17 protein-coding genes are annotated in these 14,889 nt (G+C 45.6%); 2 read left to right on the forward strand and 15 right to left on the reverse strand.

Annotation, left to right across the window (positions count from 1 at the left end):
* Positions 1-75: 75 nt before the first annotated feature.
* The 3 genes from sucD to MKY14_RS09745 form a co-directional block, all read right to left on the reverse strand.
* Positions 76-1,005, reverse strand: a complete 930-nt coding sequence (sucD, locus tag MKY14_RS09735) for a succinate--CoA ligase subunit alpha (protein ID WP_036688571.1) — start codon at positions 1,003-1,005, stop codon at positions 76-78.
* Positions 1,006-1,067: 62 nt separating this feature from the next.
* The gene (gene sucC / locus MKY14_RS09740; protein ID WP_038571984.1) at positions 1,068-2,228 is read right to left on the reverse strand and encodes an ADP-forming succinate--CoA ligase subunit beta; all 1,161 of its coding nucleotides are present in this window, start codon (positions 2,226-2,228) and stop codon (positions 1,068-1,070) included.
* 352 nt (positions 2,229-2,580) lie between these two features.
* On the reverse strand, positions 2,581-3,069 hold the full coding sequence (locus MKY14_RS09745) for a MarR family winged helix-turn-helix transcriptional regulator (RefSeq protein ID WP_235219564.1): 489 nt from the start codon (positions 3,067-3,069) through the stop codon (positions 2,581-2,583).
* 142 nt (positions 3,070-3,211) lie between these two features.
* Here MKY14_RS09745 and MKY14_RS09750 point away from each other — a divergent pair, with 142 nt between their 5' ends.
* Positions 3,212-3,640: an organic hydroperoxide resistance protein gene (locus tag MKY14_RS09750; RefSeq protein WP_036688575.1), complete on the forward strand. Its 429-nt coding sequence runs from the start codon at positions 3,212-3,214 to the stop codon at positions 3,638-3,640.
* Positions 3,641-4,009: 369 nt separating this feature from the next.
* Here the strand turns inward: MKY14_RS09750 and MKY14_RS09755 are convergent, their stop codons facing one another.
* The 12 genes from MKY14_RS09755 to MKY14_RS09810 all read right to left on the reverse strand — a co-directional run bounded on the left by MKY14_RS09755 (position 4,010) and on the right by MKY14_RS09810 (position 13,501).
* Complete coding sequence (locus MKY14_RS09755) at positions 4,010-5,689, reverse strand: YifB family Mg chelatase-like AAA ATPase (RefSeq protein WP_340976382.1); 1,680 nt, start codon at positions 5,687-5,689, stop codon at positions 4,010-4,012.
* A gap of 207 nt (positions 5,690-5,896) precedes the next feature.
* Positions 5,897-6,406 (reverse strand): metallophosphoesterase, encoded by a 510-nt coding sequence (locus MKY14_RS09760; RefSeq protein WP_036688580.1) that lies wholly within the window; start codon positions 6,404-6,406, stop codon positions 5,897-5,899.
* 174 nt (positions 6,407-6,580) lie between these two features.
* Complete coding sequence (locus MKY14_RS09765; protein ID WP_081383206.1) at positions 6,581-6,997, reverse strand: hypothetical protein; 417 nt, start codon at positions 6,995-6,997, stop codon at positions 6,581-6,583.
* Between the two features lie 154 nt (positions 6,998-7,151).
* A complete protein-coding gene (locus MKY14_RS09770) occupies positions 7,152-7,538 on the reverse strand; it encodes a YraN family protein (protein ID WP_076127091.1) in 387 nt (128 codons plus the stop codon).
* Positions 7,535-7,837 carry an EscU/YscU/HrcU family type III secretion system export apparatus switch protein gene (locus MKY14_RS09775; RefSeq protein ID WP_038571992.1) on the reverse strand — a complete coding sequence of 101 codons (303 nt, stop codon included), beginning with the start codon at positions 7,835-7,837 and terminating at the stop codon, positions 7,535-7,537. Before MKY14_RS09775 ends, MKY14_RS09770 begins: the two co-directional genes overlap by 4 nt.
* Positions 7,834-8,565 carry a hypothetical protein gene (locus tag MKY14_RS09780; protein WP_340976384.1) on the reverse strand — a complete coding sequence of 244 codons (732 nt, stop codon included), beginning with the start codon at positions 8,563-8,565 and terminating at the stop codon, positions 7,834-7,836. Before MKY14_RS09780 ends, MKY14_RS09775 begins: the two co-directional genes overlap by 4 nt.
* Positions 8,520-10,004: a hypothetical protein gene (locus tag MKY14_RS09785; RefSeq protein ID WP_340976385.1), complete on the reverse strand. Its 1,485-nt coding sequence runs from the start codon at positions 10,002-10,004 to the stop codon at positions 8,520-8,522. Before MKY14_RS09785 ends, MKY14_RS09780 begins: the two co-directional genes overlap by 46 nt.
* Before the next feature lie 118 nt (positions 10,005-10,122).
* A complete protein-coding gene (locus MKY14_RS09790; protein ID WP_076100429.1) occupies positions 10,123-10,734 on the reverse strand; it encodes a ribonuclease HII in 612 nt (203 codons plus the stop codon).
* 187 nt (positions 10,735-10,921) lie between these two features.
* On the reverse strand, positions 10,922-11,782 hold the full coding sequence (gene ylqF / locus MKY14_RS09795) for a ribosome biogenesis GTPase YlqF (protein WP_036688587.1): 861 nt from the start codon (positions 11,780-11,782) through the stop codon (positions 10,922-10,924).
* Positions 11,783-11,811: 29 nt separating this feature from the next.
* Positions 11,812-12,420, reverse strand: a complete 609-nt coding sequence (lepB, locus tag MKY14_RS09800; protein WP_036688589.1) for a signal peptidase I — start codon at positions 12,418-12,420, stop codon at positions 11,812-11,814.
* Positions 12,421-12,718: 298 nt separating this feature from the next.
* Positions 12,719-13,063, reverse strand: coding sequence for a 50S ribosomal protein L19 (gene rplS / locus MKY14_RS09805; protein WP_036688590.1), 345 nt, complete (start codon positions 13,061-13,063; stop codon positions 12,719-12,721).
* 147 nt (positions 13,064-13,210) lie between these two features.
* A complete protein-coding gene (locus tag MKY14_RS09810; protein WP_051491579.1) occupies positions 13,211-13,501 on the reverse strand; it encodes a hypothetical protein in 291 nt (96 codons plus the stop codon).
* A 412-nt stretch (positions 13,502-13,913) separates the two neighbouring features.
* On the opposite strand from MKY14_RS09810, the gene MKY14_RS09815 reads away from it, so the two are divergent.
* A complete protein-coding gene (locus MKY14_RS09815) occupies positions 13,914-14,864 on the forward strand; it encodes a hypothetical protein (protein ID WP_076143833.1) in 951 nt (316 codons plus the stop codon).
* Positions 14,865-14,889: the final 25 nt, after the last annotated feature.

The raw sequence follows: 14,889 nt of genomic DNA on the forward strand, positions 1-14,889 counted from the left end.
TGCTTACCTCTGAAATAATTATACACGAAAGAAGCCCACTCGCGTAGAGTGAATTCCTTCAAGTAAATAAAATAATTAATGCGTTGTAAAAGCGCTAAGAATACCGCGTTCTTCAAGCACACTTACTAGCGTTGAGCCCATTTCGGCAGGTGTAGGAGCAACCTTGATTCCGCACGATTCAAGTACGGCAATTTTCTCACTCGCTGTGCCTTTGCCTCCGGAAATAATAGCACCCGCATGCCCCATACGTTTGCCAGGAGGTGCAGTAGCGCCGCCAATAAACCCTACTACCGGCTTAGTCATATGCTCACGAATCCACTCTGCTGCTTCTTCCTCTGCGGTTCCGCCAATTTCACCAATCATGATGACTGCCTTTGTACCCGGATCCTCATTAAAAAGCTTCAGAATATCAATAAACTCTGAGCCTTTAACAGGGTCTCCGCCAATACCTACAGCTGAAGATTGCCCGATTCCACGCGTGGTCAGCTGATGAACAGCCTCATAGGTTAGAGTTCCGCTGCGCGAGACAACACCTACGTACCCTGGCATATGAATATAACCCGGCATAATTCCTATTTTGCACTCACCAGGAGTGATAACTCCCGGACAGTTGGGTCCGATCAATACAGTAGAGCGCCCCTCCATATAACGGGACACTTTTACCATATCAAGTACTGGAATCCCTTCGGTAATACAAATCACCAGGTCGAGTTCTGCGTCCACGGCTTCCATTATGGAGTCTGCTGCAAATGCTGGCGGTACATAGATTACACTAGCGGTTGCGCCTGTAGCCGCCTTAGCAGCTACAACAGTATCGAATACCGGAAGGCTAACCTCACTGCCATTTTCAAGCGTGATGTTGACAGATGTTCCACCTTTACCCGGTGTTACCCCTCCAACCATCTGTGTTCCATAATCCAGCGCACCTTTAGTATGGAACAAACCCGTTGATCCTGTAATTCCCTGCGTGATAACTTTCGTATTTTTATCTACAAGAATGCTCATGCCTTAAATCACATCCCTACTTATATTGTCAAATACGATAACTGGCTTCCTAAATCAGGCCATTATTGCACAAGAGACACAATCTTACGGGCACCGTCCGCCATAGAATCAGCAGCAACAATATTCAGTCCCGATCCGGCCAAAATCTGCTTGCCCAATCCAACATTTGTTCCCTCAAGACGCACAACCAGCGGTTTGGTCAAACCCAGTTGACTAGCCGCTTCTACAACACCGTTAGCGATAACATCACAGCGCATAATACCACCGAAAATGTTAACAAAAATTCCGTTCACCTTTTCATCGGATAAAATGATTTTAAAGGCTTCTGTTACCTTCTCGGTCGTTGCACCGCCCCCTACATCCAGGAAGTTGGCGGGTTCGCCCCCATAATACTTAATAATATCCATAGTCGCCATCGCGAGACCTGCACCGTTTACCATGCACCCAATATTGCCATCAAGTGCAATGTAACTAAGGTCATACTTCGAGGCTTCGATTTCCTTTAAATCCTCTTCATCCAAATCCCGCAGCTCTAGAATATCCTTATGACGGAACAAGGCGTTGGAATCAAAATTCAGTTTGGCATCCAGTGCCATCACATTCCCATCCGCAGTCACTACCAATGGGTTAATTTCGGCAATAGAGCAATCTTTATCCACGAAAGCTAAATATAGCGCTTGCATGAATTTCACAGTTTTGCCTACCAGCTCATTAGGAATAGAGATACTGTAAGCCAGCTTACGCGCCTGGAAAGTCTGCAAACCCACTGCCGGATCAATGATCTCTTTAAAAATTTTCTCCGGATGTGTTGCAGCTACTTCTTCAATCTCAGTACCGCCTTCTTCAGAAGCCATCATGACCACTCGGCCAGTACCTCTGTCAACTACGATACCAATGTAATACTCCTTAACAATTTGACAACCCTCTTCAATGAGCAGTCTTTTTACTACCTTACCCTCCGGTCCAGTCTGGTGAGTTACTAGAGTCTTGCCCAGAATCTCAGTTGCGTAACTACGCACCTCATCGATATTCTTAGCAACCTTTACTCCTCCAGCTTTACCGCGTCCACCTGCGTGAATCTGAGCTTTAACTACAACAACCGGTGTGCTCAGTGACTCTGCGGCTTCTACCGCTTCCTCCACTGTATAAGCTACTTTTCCATTCGGTACGGCTACACCGTACTTCTTAAGCACTTCTTTTCCCTGATACTCGTGGATATTCATAGCGGTAGCCTCCTAAAGTAGCGTGGTGACTAAACAGGCAGCCTGTTGTCATCTCGCTTTCCGTTTTGATTGCCGCGGGGTTAGGGATAGGCTGATGTTATACATGCAGCACTATTCCGGAACCAGCAGAAAATGATCTACCACTCGTAAAAAGAATGGCATTATTTCTGCAAGAGACATTGTGTAAATCTATAAGACTAAGCTTATATTTACCTATATGCCATACAAAGGAACCCAGAATAGTGTAACATGTTTTTAAAACGCTTACCTTAAATATATTCATGATTTGTACACATTTTTTCGCTTGATTTCATGCCGGAATGCGAACGATCGCATTGACTCCTTACTACGCTTACTTTTTACTATCTTGGATATTAGCTTCGTGAACACGATTCAGTAAGTCTTTAAACTGATCAAGTAGCTCTATGGATTCATTATTTGTCAGTGTCGTTTCTTCCATCATTTTGCCGGGAATACACACGGCATCACTTTGAAGTGCCCAGCCTTGTTTCGTTAGTGAGATTAATACCTTTCGCTCATCCTGCATCGAGCGTTCACGTATAATTAGGCCTGCAGCTTGCAAGCGTTTCAATAGCGGAGTCAGCGTGCCTGAATCCAAAAATAACGCCTCACCAATCTCTTTTACTGTACATTGCTGCCGTTCCCATAACACAAGCATTACTAAGTATTGGGAGTAAGTTAAACCAATCTTATCCAAATACGGTTGGTACAGCTTTGTAATCTCACGCGAGCAAGCATAAATGGTAAAACAGAGCTGATTCTCGATCAGCAGCTCTGGGGTTGTAGTCATTTTCTGCATATCTTCTTCACTCATTTTCATATTTATTCACCCGCCTTATCTCTTTATTTTATCATAATTCCCTCATATATCATAATAATAGCAAAAAATTAATTTGACTTTTATATTAATTGTGATAAATTAGATTGTACACAAACTAATTAATGAATAGGAGAGATTTATTATGATGACAATTCAACAAAAGATGTATGAAACCACAGTTAAAGCCGTTGGGGGAAGAAACGGTTATATAGAATCAGAAAGCCCTAAACTCAACCTTACGATCAGTACACCACGTGAAATGGGGGGTGCCGGTGGTGAAGGCACTAATCCTGAACAATTATTCGCAGCTGGCTACTCCGCTTGTTTTGACAGTGCTCTAAACATGGTTGCTCGTCTTGGAAAAGTGAAGATTGAAGGCAGTGAAGTTACGGCTACTGTAAGCTTTGGTAAAGTTGAAGATGGCGGGTTCGGTATTGCAGTTAAGCTTGACGTGCTGGTTAAAGGCGTTGACAGAGAAACCGCAGCATCTTTGGTAGAAGCTGCCCATGGGGCATGTCCTTACTCCCGTGCCACTCGTGGCAATATCGAAGTAGAATTGAATGTACTGTAAGAAATTTATAGAGAATAATGTATGTGAAATTTGCTAAACGATCTAACCTTCGTTTGAATACGTGACATTTTGCATTCGAAGTCGCTAACGGACACAGTTGATCTTAAACGCAACTTAATCCCATATTTGGGATGCTATCGGACCTCATAGCAGCTATTGGAATGAAAACCACCCAATATAACCTTCTTCCGAAGGAATAGCGTCTCCAGAGTCCGAATCTACGCTCCAAGGGCTAAAAACTTGCAAACAACGTCCTCTAGGTCCGTTCCATAAGCATCAGAGCATAATAATGGTTCGGCGGTGCTCGTCACTACCGGTCCATAGTAAGAGCAGCGATTCTCATTAACGGGAATCGCTGCTCTTTTATCTTTATTCCTCCGCTAATACCTGTCGATCCAGATTACGGTATTGCACAGCTTCCGCGAGATGTACAGAAGAAATATCCTGTGCACCCTCCAGATCAGCTATGGTACGGGATAGCTTAATAATCCGATCATGCGCTCGCATGCTTAGACCTAAATTCTCCAAAATATCATACAGCATTTGAGCACTCTCTCGGTTTAGGCTTGCATATTTCCGAAGGGAAGCACCGGAAAGTTCACTGTTCCATGAAATCGCCAGTCGTTTGTAACGTTTAGCTTGGATGGCCTGAGCAGCCAACACCTCCGCACGCATATCTGCTGACGATAAAACATGCCCCTGCCGATTCCATTCCTTCGGGCGGGGAACATCAACCTGTAAGTCGATCCGATCCAATAATGGACCGGATATTTTGGTTCGATATTGGGCAATCCTTGATGGACTACAGGTACAATTTTGCTGGGAGATACCGCTTCCAAAAAAGCCGCAGCTGCACGGATTCATCGATGCAGCGAGCATGAATTTGGCAGGAAAAGTAAAGGAAGCCCGGGCACGACTTATAGTAACCACCCCATCTTCGAGTGGCTGTCGCAGCACTTCAAGCACATTCCGGGAGAATTCAGGCAATTCATCCAGAAACAGAATACCTCGATGCGCAAGACTTACCTCACCTGGCTTGGGAATACCGCCCCCTCCAATTAATCCGGCAGAAGATATCGTGTGGTGTGGAGAACGAAATGGACGACTTCGCAGCAAACCGTTGTGTGCATCCTTCAAATTTCCAGCCGCACTAAAAATTTTGGTTACCTCAAGTGCCTCACTGTCCGACAATTGCGGAAGGATACTGGGAAGGCGTTTGATCAGCATCGTTTTGCCTGTGCCAGGTGGGCCGATGAGCATAATATTATGCATCCCTGCAGCCGCGATAGTTAGTGCTCTTTTCACATGTTGCTGTCCAAGCACATCACTGTAATCATCCATTATTTCATTCGCTTCGGAAGAAGCAGCCTCAGAATCAGAATATTTAGGGTTATATTTGAGATGCTCTACAGAAAGAACAAGCACCGGAGGTTGTTCTTTTGCCCCCGTCCCCATACTCACGGATACAGGAAAAGGAAGTGGTGATCCTTCAGATTCTTCTAGAGGAACTAGCTTATCTATAATCGGACCAAAGCTAGCCACAGATTCAGCAGCATTCGCTAACGCTTGCAAATGGTCGATGGTATAAACATTCATGCCACTGATTAAAGCGGCTTCTGCCGCATTGCCTTGCGGGAGCAGAACGGCTTTAAACCCGCTTTTACGCGCTGCTTCAACCATCGGCAGCACACCCGAAACCGGACGCAGACTGCCGTCGAGCGCAAGCTCTCCAATCAAAAGCATCTCTTGAGCTGAAGGCATAATCAACTGGCCACTAGTTATCAGTATCCCCAAAGCAATCGCTAGATCAAAAGCGGAACCTTCTTTACGCAGGTCAGCTGGAGCAAGATTGATCGTAATACGCTGCTGTGGATAGCGGTAACCGCAATTTTTAACGGCAGCCCTAACTCGTTCAACAGCCTCGCGAATCGCTGAATCTGGTAAGCCAATGATATTCGTCTGCGGCAGTCCATTTGCAAGATCGATTTCCACACCGATCATTACCCCTTCAATCCCATACAGACACGCGCTAAACATTTTCCCATACATAATAAAAACACCTCATCTCCTGAATTACACCCTAATTTGGGGTGTCATAGCTTCAAGAAAAAAGGTGCTTCCTTATTTTCCAAATATATATTAGCTGTTAAGTACATTATAGAAGTTGTGTCCTAACGCAATCTGTGAGCAATTTATCTTTAGAATAAGAAATTCAAGTTTTACATAAAAGCGAAAGCACATCTCTAAAGACCTACATCAATCCCCTTCTTTAACTACGACCGAGTCCCTAATCTGCTCAAAAGTCAACGGTTTATAGTTCCAATGCTCTACACAAATGTTAAAATGATTGTTCCCCTCATATTTTTGCCCATGAATATGGCCGTGCACATTTACGTAAGGCATATGTTTATTCATGTACATAGGCTCATGTGAGAGGAAAAAGAAATCCTTATAAATCAAAGGATATTCACTAACCTCATCAAAACCTGCCTCAAGCCACCAACTTCGGCTGCGGCCGCGATCATGATTGCCAAGGATCAGGATTTTGTATCCATGCAGTCTGGCCACAATCGCACGAGTTGCCTCCTTATTCAGAAAAGAAAAGTCTCCCAAATGAAATACTTTGTCGTCCGGATTCACTACCGAATTCCAACTTTCAATCATAACTTCATTCATTTGCTCTACATCGTTGAAGGGTCTGGATTCAAAATCAATGATCAACTTATGCCCAAAATGATGATCAGATGTGAAAAAAACCTTAGCCATGTGCACCCTCCTTTTGTTTCTATTCTAATGACAGTATGTATGAAAAAAGCTCCGACTACCCATAAACCCTAGGAAGTTCGGAGCCCCGAGGACTTTTCCGCCTAATTTCTCACGAAATTATACGTATCATTCTATGTCATGAGGCGATGACGGAATACCTCTTTATTGTTAATGTTACTTTTCCCAGTCGCGCCGCTTACTCGAACGTTTATTAACATCACTCTGAATCAGTTCAGCTAAAGGAGGCGCCTCCTCATTGTCAATGAGCCAGCCACGCATCTCCTTGATCGCTTCCACCTGTCCATTGCCTTTGTCACGCCATGTAAGCAGTTCAATAACTCTAATTACAAGCGCTAAGAGACTGCTATTGCTGTTTTGCGACTTTTCAGCCCGGATTTTTTGAAATAACGCTTCATTTTCCCAATCTATTAATATTTCCTCCGCTATAGTGGGCCGCATTACCGTGAAGGTCTTATTGCAATTATCGCAACAGACGACAGATATTGGCTCTGCTTTAAATTCCACTTCAATCTTCTGCTGGCAATATTGGCATGTAAAACTAACCTGCATTTCAGAAGGTTTATTCTTCACTAGACAGCCCTCCTCATGATGACATTAAAAAGTTACTCCTAATGTTTACCCATTTCTTTTGAGAAATGACCCACAGTGCGGAAGGTATGTAAAGACTTTTTTATCAGAACAGCAGCAAATTCATAAAGAATCGCATGAGAAAATAGAGTTACTCTTAAAACGCCTCGCGAATATGACTAAGTGAAGCTAGGCTAAGATCGTCATTTAACAAGACGCTAATTACATCAAAAGAAACCCGCCGTTCCTCATAACCCTTCATATGCAAATAAACCTGTGTTGTACTCCGAACCTGGTTTATTTTGCGAGCATTCACCGATTCTTCTGGAGTTCCCTGAAGCAGCTCTCCACTGCGGCTACGAACTTCGACAACAACAATACAGTCTTCACGCTCCGCAATGATATCAAGCTCTCCAGTACGACAACGCCAATTCCGTTCCAATATCATATACCCGCTAGAAGATAGGTACTGCACAGCTCCGTTCTCTGCAGCAGTTCCTTTCTCTTTGCGGTTATAGTGCTTTCTTACATAGGGCTCTTTCATTCTTGTCCCCGTTCACCAGCGGAACGATCGCTCTGATACACAAAGCTGAGGATTTCCGCCACCAGCTGATAGAGCTCAGACGGAATCTGTTGGTCCAGATCAAGCTTTGAAAGAACCTCCACGAGGGCTGCATCTTCCTGAACAGCAACCCCGCTCTCCTTAGCCTTTTGCAGAATAAGGTCTGCTATCGCGCCTTGTCCCTTGGCTACTACGACAGGAGCCTCGTTTTGTCCGGGACTATATTTGAGAGCGACCGCTTTTTTGAGCCCTTGTGAAATTGGCTGTACAGGCTCATTCATATACGGTAATCCACTCCTTTGTAAGCCTCAGGAACATAATCAACAAACTTATTAGTATTGGAGCCAGCAAGCTCTTTAGGCAAATTCAATTCTGGCAAGGGTTCGGTTCTTAAACCTGATAATTGATAACCGATGGATTCTACCGCAGTTTTTATATCTTCACGCCGCGTCTCCAGCAGCTCAAGCACCCACGGATGATCATTATGAAGCTTAAGACTAACGATTCGATCTACAACCTGCACATCTACCAATGTCTGCCCTAGCTGCTTCATGTCCAAATCGAACCACAATCGACAGTTAGCTGCATCCAACTCCCCTTTGCGGCCCCGCCTGGACTGGATATGAACCGATGCAGTTTCCTGCCCATCTGGACCTTGCAGCGGCAAGAACAATGTAACCTGCGCGAAGGGAGCAGTCCGATCTGTATTCAGCAGCAGCTGTTGGCCTGTCAGCTGCTGCACTAGCCCGCTCGCGGCATCTTTTACCGCGGGCGGCACCTCGCTGCTGCTCATAAGCTGCAGCAGCACGCCCTTCAACGTGTCGGCAGCTTGCTCCCCGCCGACACTGCCTAGCGCGGCTGCAGCTGTCCCCGCTGCCGCTCGCGCTGTCTCCGCGGCCGGCAAAGCGCCGCCGCGCACGGCCTGCTGCTCGTGCTCCGCACCGAGCAGCTTCAACACCCGCCCTACCCACGACTCCGCATCCGCGGGTGGGGCGGTGTCTGGCTGCACCGGCGAAGCCGCAGCAGCCGTGGTCTCCCCGCGCGGCGCGCCGGCGCGGGGGCAGGATCTTGTCCCGCCGCGTCAGCGGGCGGGACGTTCGCGAGCTGCGGCATGCTGCCGCGCAGCTCGGTGAGCACGCCCTGCAGCTTCGCGAGCAGGGCAGCCCCGCTAGGCGCAGCAGCTTGGCTTGCTGCACCAGCTTGGCTATCTGCACCAGCTGATCCAGTGGCGCTTGTAATCGCGCCACTGACACTACCCTGCGCTCTATCTTTATTTAGACTCATTTCATTGCCATGAGTTTCGCTCTGATTAGAACTATTTTGATTGCTTACAATTCCGTCCCCTTGCGTGTTAGCAGCACTACTCTGAGTTCCTGAAGCAAGCGTAGAAGTTATTTTCCCAGTCAAAGGTTCACCAGTATTTCCACTCTTCGAGAGCTGAGCTACCTCACCAGCCTCTTCGGGGACCACTGGCTTGGCAGTTACAATACCGGTTTCATTCTCAGGAGTTTCAGCTGTACTTGCAGCTGCACTTCCTGATATTTCTGATTTCACTGAATTCAAAGGAATTATTGGTTCATCAGAAATAACTCCGGCTCCCGTTGCCCCTCCTGTTGCAGCAGCACTTCCGCTTGTAGTAGTAACACCACCACTACCTTCAGCAGGTTTACTTACAGGTTGTCCAGTTCCTTTAACCGCCACCTGGTCCATTTCCGCATCAGCATCACCTGCTGATACCGCTTCCCCGTTAATCACAGCGCCCGTACCTGTCGTTACAGGAGCATTCAGCTTTCCGGTTGGGGTACCCATTCCAGGTTTAGCTTCGGCTGTTGTTGTTTCTTCACCGGCGACTCGACCTGCCCAAATCGTAATCTGTTCTTCGAGCGCTGACAAAAGCTGATGAAGCTGCGGACCAAAAACCGCCTGCTGCAATCCTTTCACACTTTCAGGGGTAACCGGCAAGCCCCGCTTTACAGAAATGACAGCTGCATCAAGCCACTCTGAGGTCGGCACGCCCGCAGGTTTCGCACTCATTACAGCATCCAGAATCGCCGCTGTCTCTTTGGTAAGCGGAATACCACCCGACTGCATCGCCAACACAATTTCCCGACCCGCTTTGGAGTCAGTAAGCCCAAGCGATTCCAATGCCTCGCCCATGTTTTGCGGGGTGGCTAACACCGTTTCGCCGAGGGAGACCGGCTTCAATACGGGCAATCCGCCTTCTCCGGGTGCTCCAACCTGTAAGTTCAGGGTCTCTCCTGGCAGTAGTGGTGTTTCCAACTCCGCACGAACAGGTGTACCTTGAATCTGCACAACGGCTTCTTTTCCCGAATCCGAGACAGACAATACAACACCACGTACAACCTGCCCTTCCTTCAATTCCAAAGACTTGGCTGCTCCCGGTTTATTATCCCCGAGCAATCCACGGATCAATGTTCCGATATTCATACCGTTTCTCCTCCCTCCATTTTCTCTCTTCTTACTATATCGGTATTAATCCGACTTTTTTGAGCGGTGAATTCATCCAAGCTTAAACGCCTTTGGCGTCTTTTATATTCTGATATTTCTAAAAAAGGGTTTGCTGTTCAGCAAGAATCTTCCCAATAAAGCTGCGCCGATGCATAGGTGTCGGACCTAACGCCGTAATTTGTTCCCTGTGAAGCTTGGTCGCATAACCTTTATGTATCGCAATCCCATAATCAGGGTATAATTCCTCCCACACCCCTTCACACAGTCTATCTCTTGTTACTTTAGCTATAATCGAAGCTGCCGCAATGGACTGGCTGTTTGCATCTCCTTTTATGATCGCCTGCTGCGGCAACGGAAGATCAACTTTTTCAGCATCGATTAACATATAGTCCGGGGTATGACTAAGACCTTCTACCGCTTTTTTCATCGCCAGACGAGAAGCCTGTTTAATATTAATTTCATCAATCATGCGGGAATCCACATAACCTACACCAATAGCTATCGCCTGCTCCATAATAATCTCGAATAAGGCATCTCTTTTTTTCGCTGTAAGCTTCTTAGAGTCGTTGACGCCATCAATAATAAGCCCTTCCGGCAAAATCACCGCTGCTGCAACAACATCCCCAAACAAACAACCTCTGCCTACTTCATCTACGCCGGCTATACGGCGATAAGACTGTTCCCAGCCCTCTTTTTCATAACTCAACATATCTATCGTACTCACGATCTGTCACCGCCAATTATAAATTATTCTATAAACTACATAAGTCAGCTTACCATAGTAAAGCTCACATGGTCATGTACAAATAACCACTCCAATTTGATCCAAATCGGCAAAAAAAAGAGCCCCCGAAAATTTCCGGATGGCTCTTCCATACCCATTCATTTAAACGCCTTTAAGGTGTTTCCAGCGTAAAACGACCAAGCTTACCTGCCCGCAGCTCATGCAGCAAAGCACGTGAAGCTTTTTCCAGATCAACACGTCCACCGCTAATCAGACAACCGCGTTTGCGGCCCACGGCTTCCATAACTGCAACGATCTCATCAGGGTTCTCAAGATCCTCAGGAAGCTTCTCAATACCAAAGCGTTCTTGAAATCTGGAACCATAATCCTTGACCAAATACTTCACTGCATAAAAAGCAATGTCCTCAATGTTCAGGATTTCTTCTTTGATCGCACCCGTCACGGCCAAGCGGTAACCCACGTCTTGATCCTCAAACTTCGGCCATAAGATACCAGGAGTATCCAGAAGCTCCAGATTACCTCCTGTTTTAATCCACTGCTGGCCCTTAGTAACCCCCGGGCGATCACCCGTAGCAGCGATACTCTTACCAGCCATTCGATTAATCAGCGTTGATTTACCGACGTTAGGAATACCGACGATCAATGCGCGCATAGCCCGTGGGTTCATTCCCCTTGCGATCTGCCGATCAATTTTTTCCTTCAACAGCAGCTTGACCTGCTCCGGAATCTCCTTAACGCCTGTTCCAGTAGATGCGTCCACAGGATGGGCAACATGCCCTTGTTCCTTAAAGTACGCCAGCCACTTCCGAGTAATTTCCGGATCCGCCAGATCCGCTTTGTTCAAAATAATTAATCTCGGCTTGTCCCGCAAAATATCGTCAATCATCGGATTGCGGCTGGAAAGCGGCAGACGGGAATCGAGCAACTCTATAACAACATCAATCAGCTTCAGCTTATCCTCGATTTGCCGCCTAGCCTTCGTCATATGACCAGGAAACCAATGAATGGCCATTGCCGTCACCTCCTTTGACTTCTGTCAACTTAATGGTTAATCAGTGTAATATCTTTTATCGGCCAGAAGATTAAATCTGCACGACCCACAATATCACCCAGCGGCACATAGCCAATCATCCGGCTGTCTGTACTATCCGAGCGATTATCCCCCATAACGAAAATATGTCCTTCTGGTACAGTACCATCCGTGAATTTTTCATTTGGAAAATCTTTATTATTATACAGAGCGTTGTTACTATGCGCAGCATCAATAGCGCCTTGGATGTAAGTCTCGTTAACAACCTCACCGTTAACTGTAACTACATCTCCTTCTACTTTCACAGTATCTCCAGCCACACCAATTACACGTTTAATAAAATCTCTGCCTTCAGATGGCACGTGGAATACAATAACCTCACCCCGCTGCGGAGATCTTATATCGTATAAAATTTCATTAACGATAACACGTTCTCCCGTATGGAAATTAGGCTGCATGGAAGGTCCATCTACAATAAAAGGCTTGAATAAAAGCCAGCGAATCAGTATAACCAGAACTAAAGCAATCGCAATGGCCTTGACCCATTCCAGCACTTCATTTTTCTGTTTACGTGGGTTCTGCTCGCTTGATTCCAAAGTTTCGCTTTGTTCCTGCTGCATAGTTCACCGTCCTCTCTTAATACTACTCTTACTATACAACACAAAAAAACTCCTGCCAAAAACCCCTCCACAGATACTCCTTCAGGAGGCCTTTTCGGAGAAGCTTATCCCCAAGCGTATATGTCACACGCATTGTATACCAAGCTAAAACGCCCTCAGCGTCCTTTTAAGGACGGTATGCGTTTATGCGAGAAATATAAGAATAATGTATAACGTAAAACTTATGCTTTTCTTATATTTTCAAAAAAAAATAAAGCGAAAGGGGCTTGAACTCAAGCCCCTCTCCTCTGTCACTATTCTAGCGACGAATTTCTTTAATTCTCGCTGCTTTACCACGTAGTTCACGAAGGTAATAAAGCTTAGCACGACGCACTTTACCACGACGAGCCACTTCGATTTTTTCGAGTTTAGGCGAGTTGATTGGGAATGTTCTTTCCACACCAACACCGTAAGAAATTTTACGAACCGTAAAAGTCTCACTGATTCCACCGCCACGACGTTTGATTACAACGCCTTCGAACAACTGGATACGCTCACGAGTTCCCTCGATAACTTTTACATGCACCTTCAAAGTGTCACCCGGACGAAAACTAGGGATATCTTTACGAAGTTGCTCTTGCGTAATAGCTTGTAGGATATTCATTAAGGACTTCCTCCTTCCGTACAGGTGTTCTTGCCTCTTCCGGAGAGATCTGAGCTCTCCCTCATTATCCGCAGCGGACCACCGTATTCCACACAACAGAGTTAATAATATCATAAAGGACGGGCTAATACAACTTATTTTTCTATTTTATAACGGTAACATATCTCTTTTTTTTGCCTTAGACTGGCAGTCTTTACACAAGCCGACCACGGTTCCATTGTCTTGAGCGTAGAAGATCAACTTCCCATTCTTCTTCTTGCAAGAAGAGCAAGGTTGCTCCCCTGGACTCTGTTTGGCTTTGCGATGACTATCCATTGAGATCACATTACTGCTAGTCGTGCGCAAAGGATCGCTTGAGCTACTTGTTTTCTTTTTCTGAACGATATAATACCCAACACCCAGCGCTAGCAAGACAAGCAAAATAACTACATATTTCATCTGGCTCCCTCCGCTCTTCATGATTTACTTGAGGTAAGAAAATAAAAAGACCGCCCTGTGATGCAAGTAAGGCAACGGTCTATATCGTATTCGCAAACTAGCCTTAGCACATCTCACTATAAAAAGCGCTTTTCAGTAGCTGCTGAAGATTATATATGAGAGCATCTTCGCTCTTTTTATATGTACCCTTACCCATTTTAATGTGAGCGTAAGATCTATATTTCATTTTAGCACAATTGAAATTTGAAGTGTAGTGAACACTTTTTAAATACCTAGTCTTTGGTCCAGTATATTAACCCGCCTACAGCCGTTTTTACAATAAATCCCCATAGGCTATACTTACAGAAGTACGTACATAACGTAGCGCTTAGGGAAGAACACATATACCCAAAAATAAGGAGGATTTTATTCAATGAAAAAGAGTAATACAACTAGCGTAATGGCAGCTGTAGCCGTCTTGTCCATCGTACTTCTGGCAGGATGCACAGAGTTACCGGGTAGGCAATCCGCTAATAATGAACTAGGAAAGAATATTACTGAAGATGTGCAGCAAAATATTGGTGAGGCTGTGAAGCAAGAGCTGGGTAAAGCCGCTGCAAGCGTGGAACAGGCCGTTCAGGATACAGCTACCAAGGTGGTCGACGAAGTTAAAGCAAACAGCATTAGCAAAGAACTATCCTTATCTAAAGAGATCGGCTCTGCTTCAGTGCTTAGCATGAACAATGCAGTGGGAGAAATAGAAGTTACATCAACTACGGGTGATCAAATTAATGTGAGTGCGACAATCTTAGCCCATAACGGCTCCGCTCATAAAGCTGACCGCCAGAAAATTTTGGATGACGCTGAGATTTCAATAGACGTTAGTGGCGATACTCTGAAGGTATCTACAAATTCCAAATCAAATCCGAAGAAGGATTTATGGACTTGGGCTCAAGACAAATACGGTTATTCAGATTTTAGCATTAACTATACCATTGAGATCCCCACCCGTATGGATGAATATCAAATCACCAATAATGTCGGGCAAATTCGTCTCCGCAATCTGGACGGAAATTACCGCATCGTCAGCAACGTTGGAGCTATTGATATCGAAGGAGCTAACATCACCGGTAAGTCCACTCTAGAGTCTAATACAGGAAGCATACGTATGGATATAGCCGGAATGAAGAGTGATAGCCGTCTTAAAGCGACAACAAATGTAGGTAGCCTCAATGCTGTTCTAGCCGATGGCGTGAAATGTAGCTTGGTGGCTAAAAGTGATCTAGGCCAGATCACCGGGGTTGAGGGTGGCAAACGTGATGTTAACGGAGGAGGTCCTTTGTTGTCCTTAAGCTCTGATATAGGTGCAATTACAGTAGAGTAACCAACCACTAAAAAACAGACCGTCC

The sequence above is a fragment of the Paenibacillus sp. FSL R5-0887 genome (assembly GCF_038002305.1).
In the GTDB taxonomy this organism is placed as follows: Bacteria; Bacillota; Bacilli; order Paenibacillales; family Paenibacillaceae; genus Paenibacillus_AQ; species Paenibacillus_AQ odorifer.

Bases quoted from the DNA above. Each gene is read 5' to 3' on its own strand.
- MKY14_RS09745 (WP_235219564.1), bottom strand. From the start codon at position 3,069: ATGAAAATGAGTGAAGAAGATATGCAGAAAATGACTACAACCCCAGAG.
- rplS (WP_036688590.1), bottom strand. From the start codon at position 13,063: ATGAATATCCTACAAGCTATTACGCAAGAGCAACTTCGTAAAGATATC.
- MKY14_RS09755 (WP_340976382.1), bottom strand. From the start codon at position 5,689: ATGTATGGGAAAATGTTTAGCGCGTGTCTGTATGGGATTGAAGGGGTA.
- MKY14_RS09770 (WP_076127091.1), bottom strand. From the start codon at position 7,538: ATGAAAGAGCCCTATGTAAGAAAGCACTATAACCGCAAAGAGAAAGGA.
- MKY14_RS09790 (WP_076100429.1), bottom strand. From the start codon at position 10,734: ATGTTGAGTTATGAAAAAGAGGGCTGGGAACAGTCTTATCGCCGTATA.
- sucC (WP_038571984.1), bottom strand. From the start codon at position 2,228: ATGAATATCCACGAGTATCAGGGAAAAGAAGTGCTTAAGAAGTACGGT.
- lepB (WP_036688589.1), bottom strand. From the start codon at position 12,420: ATGCAGCAGGAACAAAGCGAAACTTTGGAATCAAGCGAGCAGAACCCA.
- ylqF (WP_036688587.1), bottom strand. From the start codon at position 11,782: ATGGCCATTCATTGGTTTCCTGGTCATATGACGAAGGCTAGGCGGCAA.
- MKY14_RS09815 (WP_076143833.1), top strand. From the start codon at position 13,914: ATGAAAAAGAGTAATACAACTAGCGTAATGGCAGCTGTAGCCGTCTTG.
- MKY14_RS09810 (WP_051491579.1), bottom strand. From the start codon at position 13,501: ATGAAATATGTAGTTATTTTGCTTGTCTTGCTAGCGCTGGGTGTTGGG.
- MKY14_RS09785 (WP_340976385.1), bottom strand. From the start codon at position 10,004: ATGAATATCGGAACATTGATCCGTGGATTGCTCGGGGATAATAAACCG.
- MKY14_RS09750 (WP_036688575.1), top strand. From the start codon at position 3,212: ATGATGACAATTCAACAAAAGATGTATGAAACCACAGTTAAAGCCGTT.
- MKY14_RS09760 (WP_036688580.1), bottom strand. From the start codon at position 6,406: ATGGCTAAGGTTTTTTTCACATCTGATCATCATTTTGGGCATAAGTTG.
- MKY14_RS09775 (WP_038571992.1), bottom strand. From the start codon at position 7,837: ATGAATGAGCCTGTACAGCCAATTTCACAAGGGCTCAAAAAAGCGGTC.
- sucD (WP_036688571.1), bottom strand. From the start codon at position 1,005: ATGAGCATTCTTGTAGATAAAAATACGAAAGTTATCACGCAGGGAATT.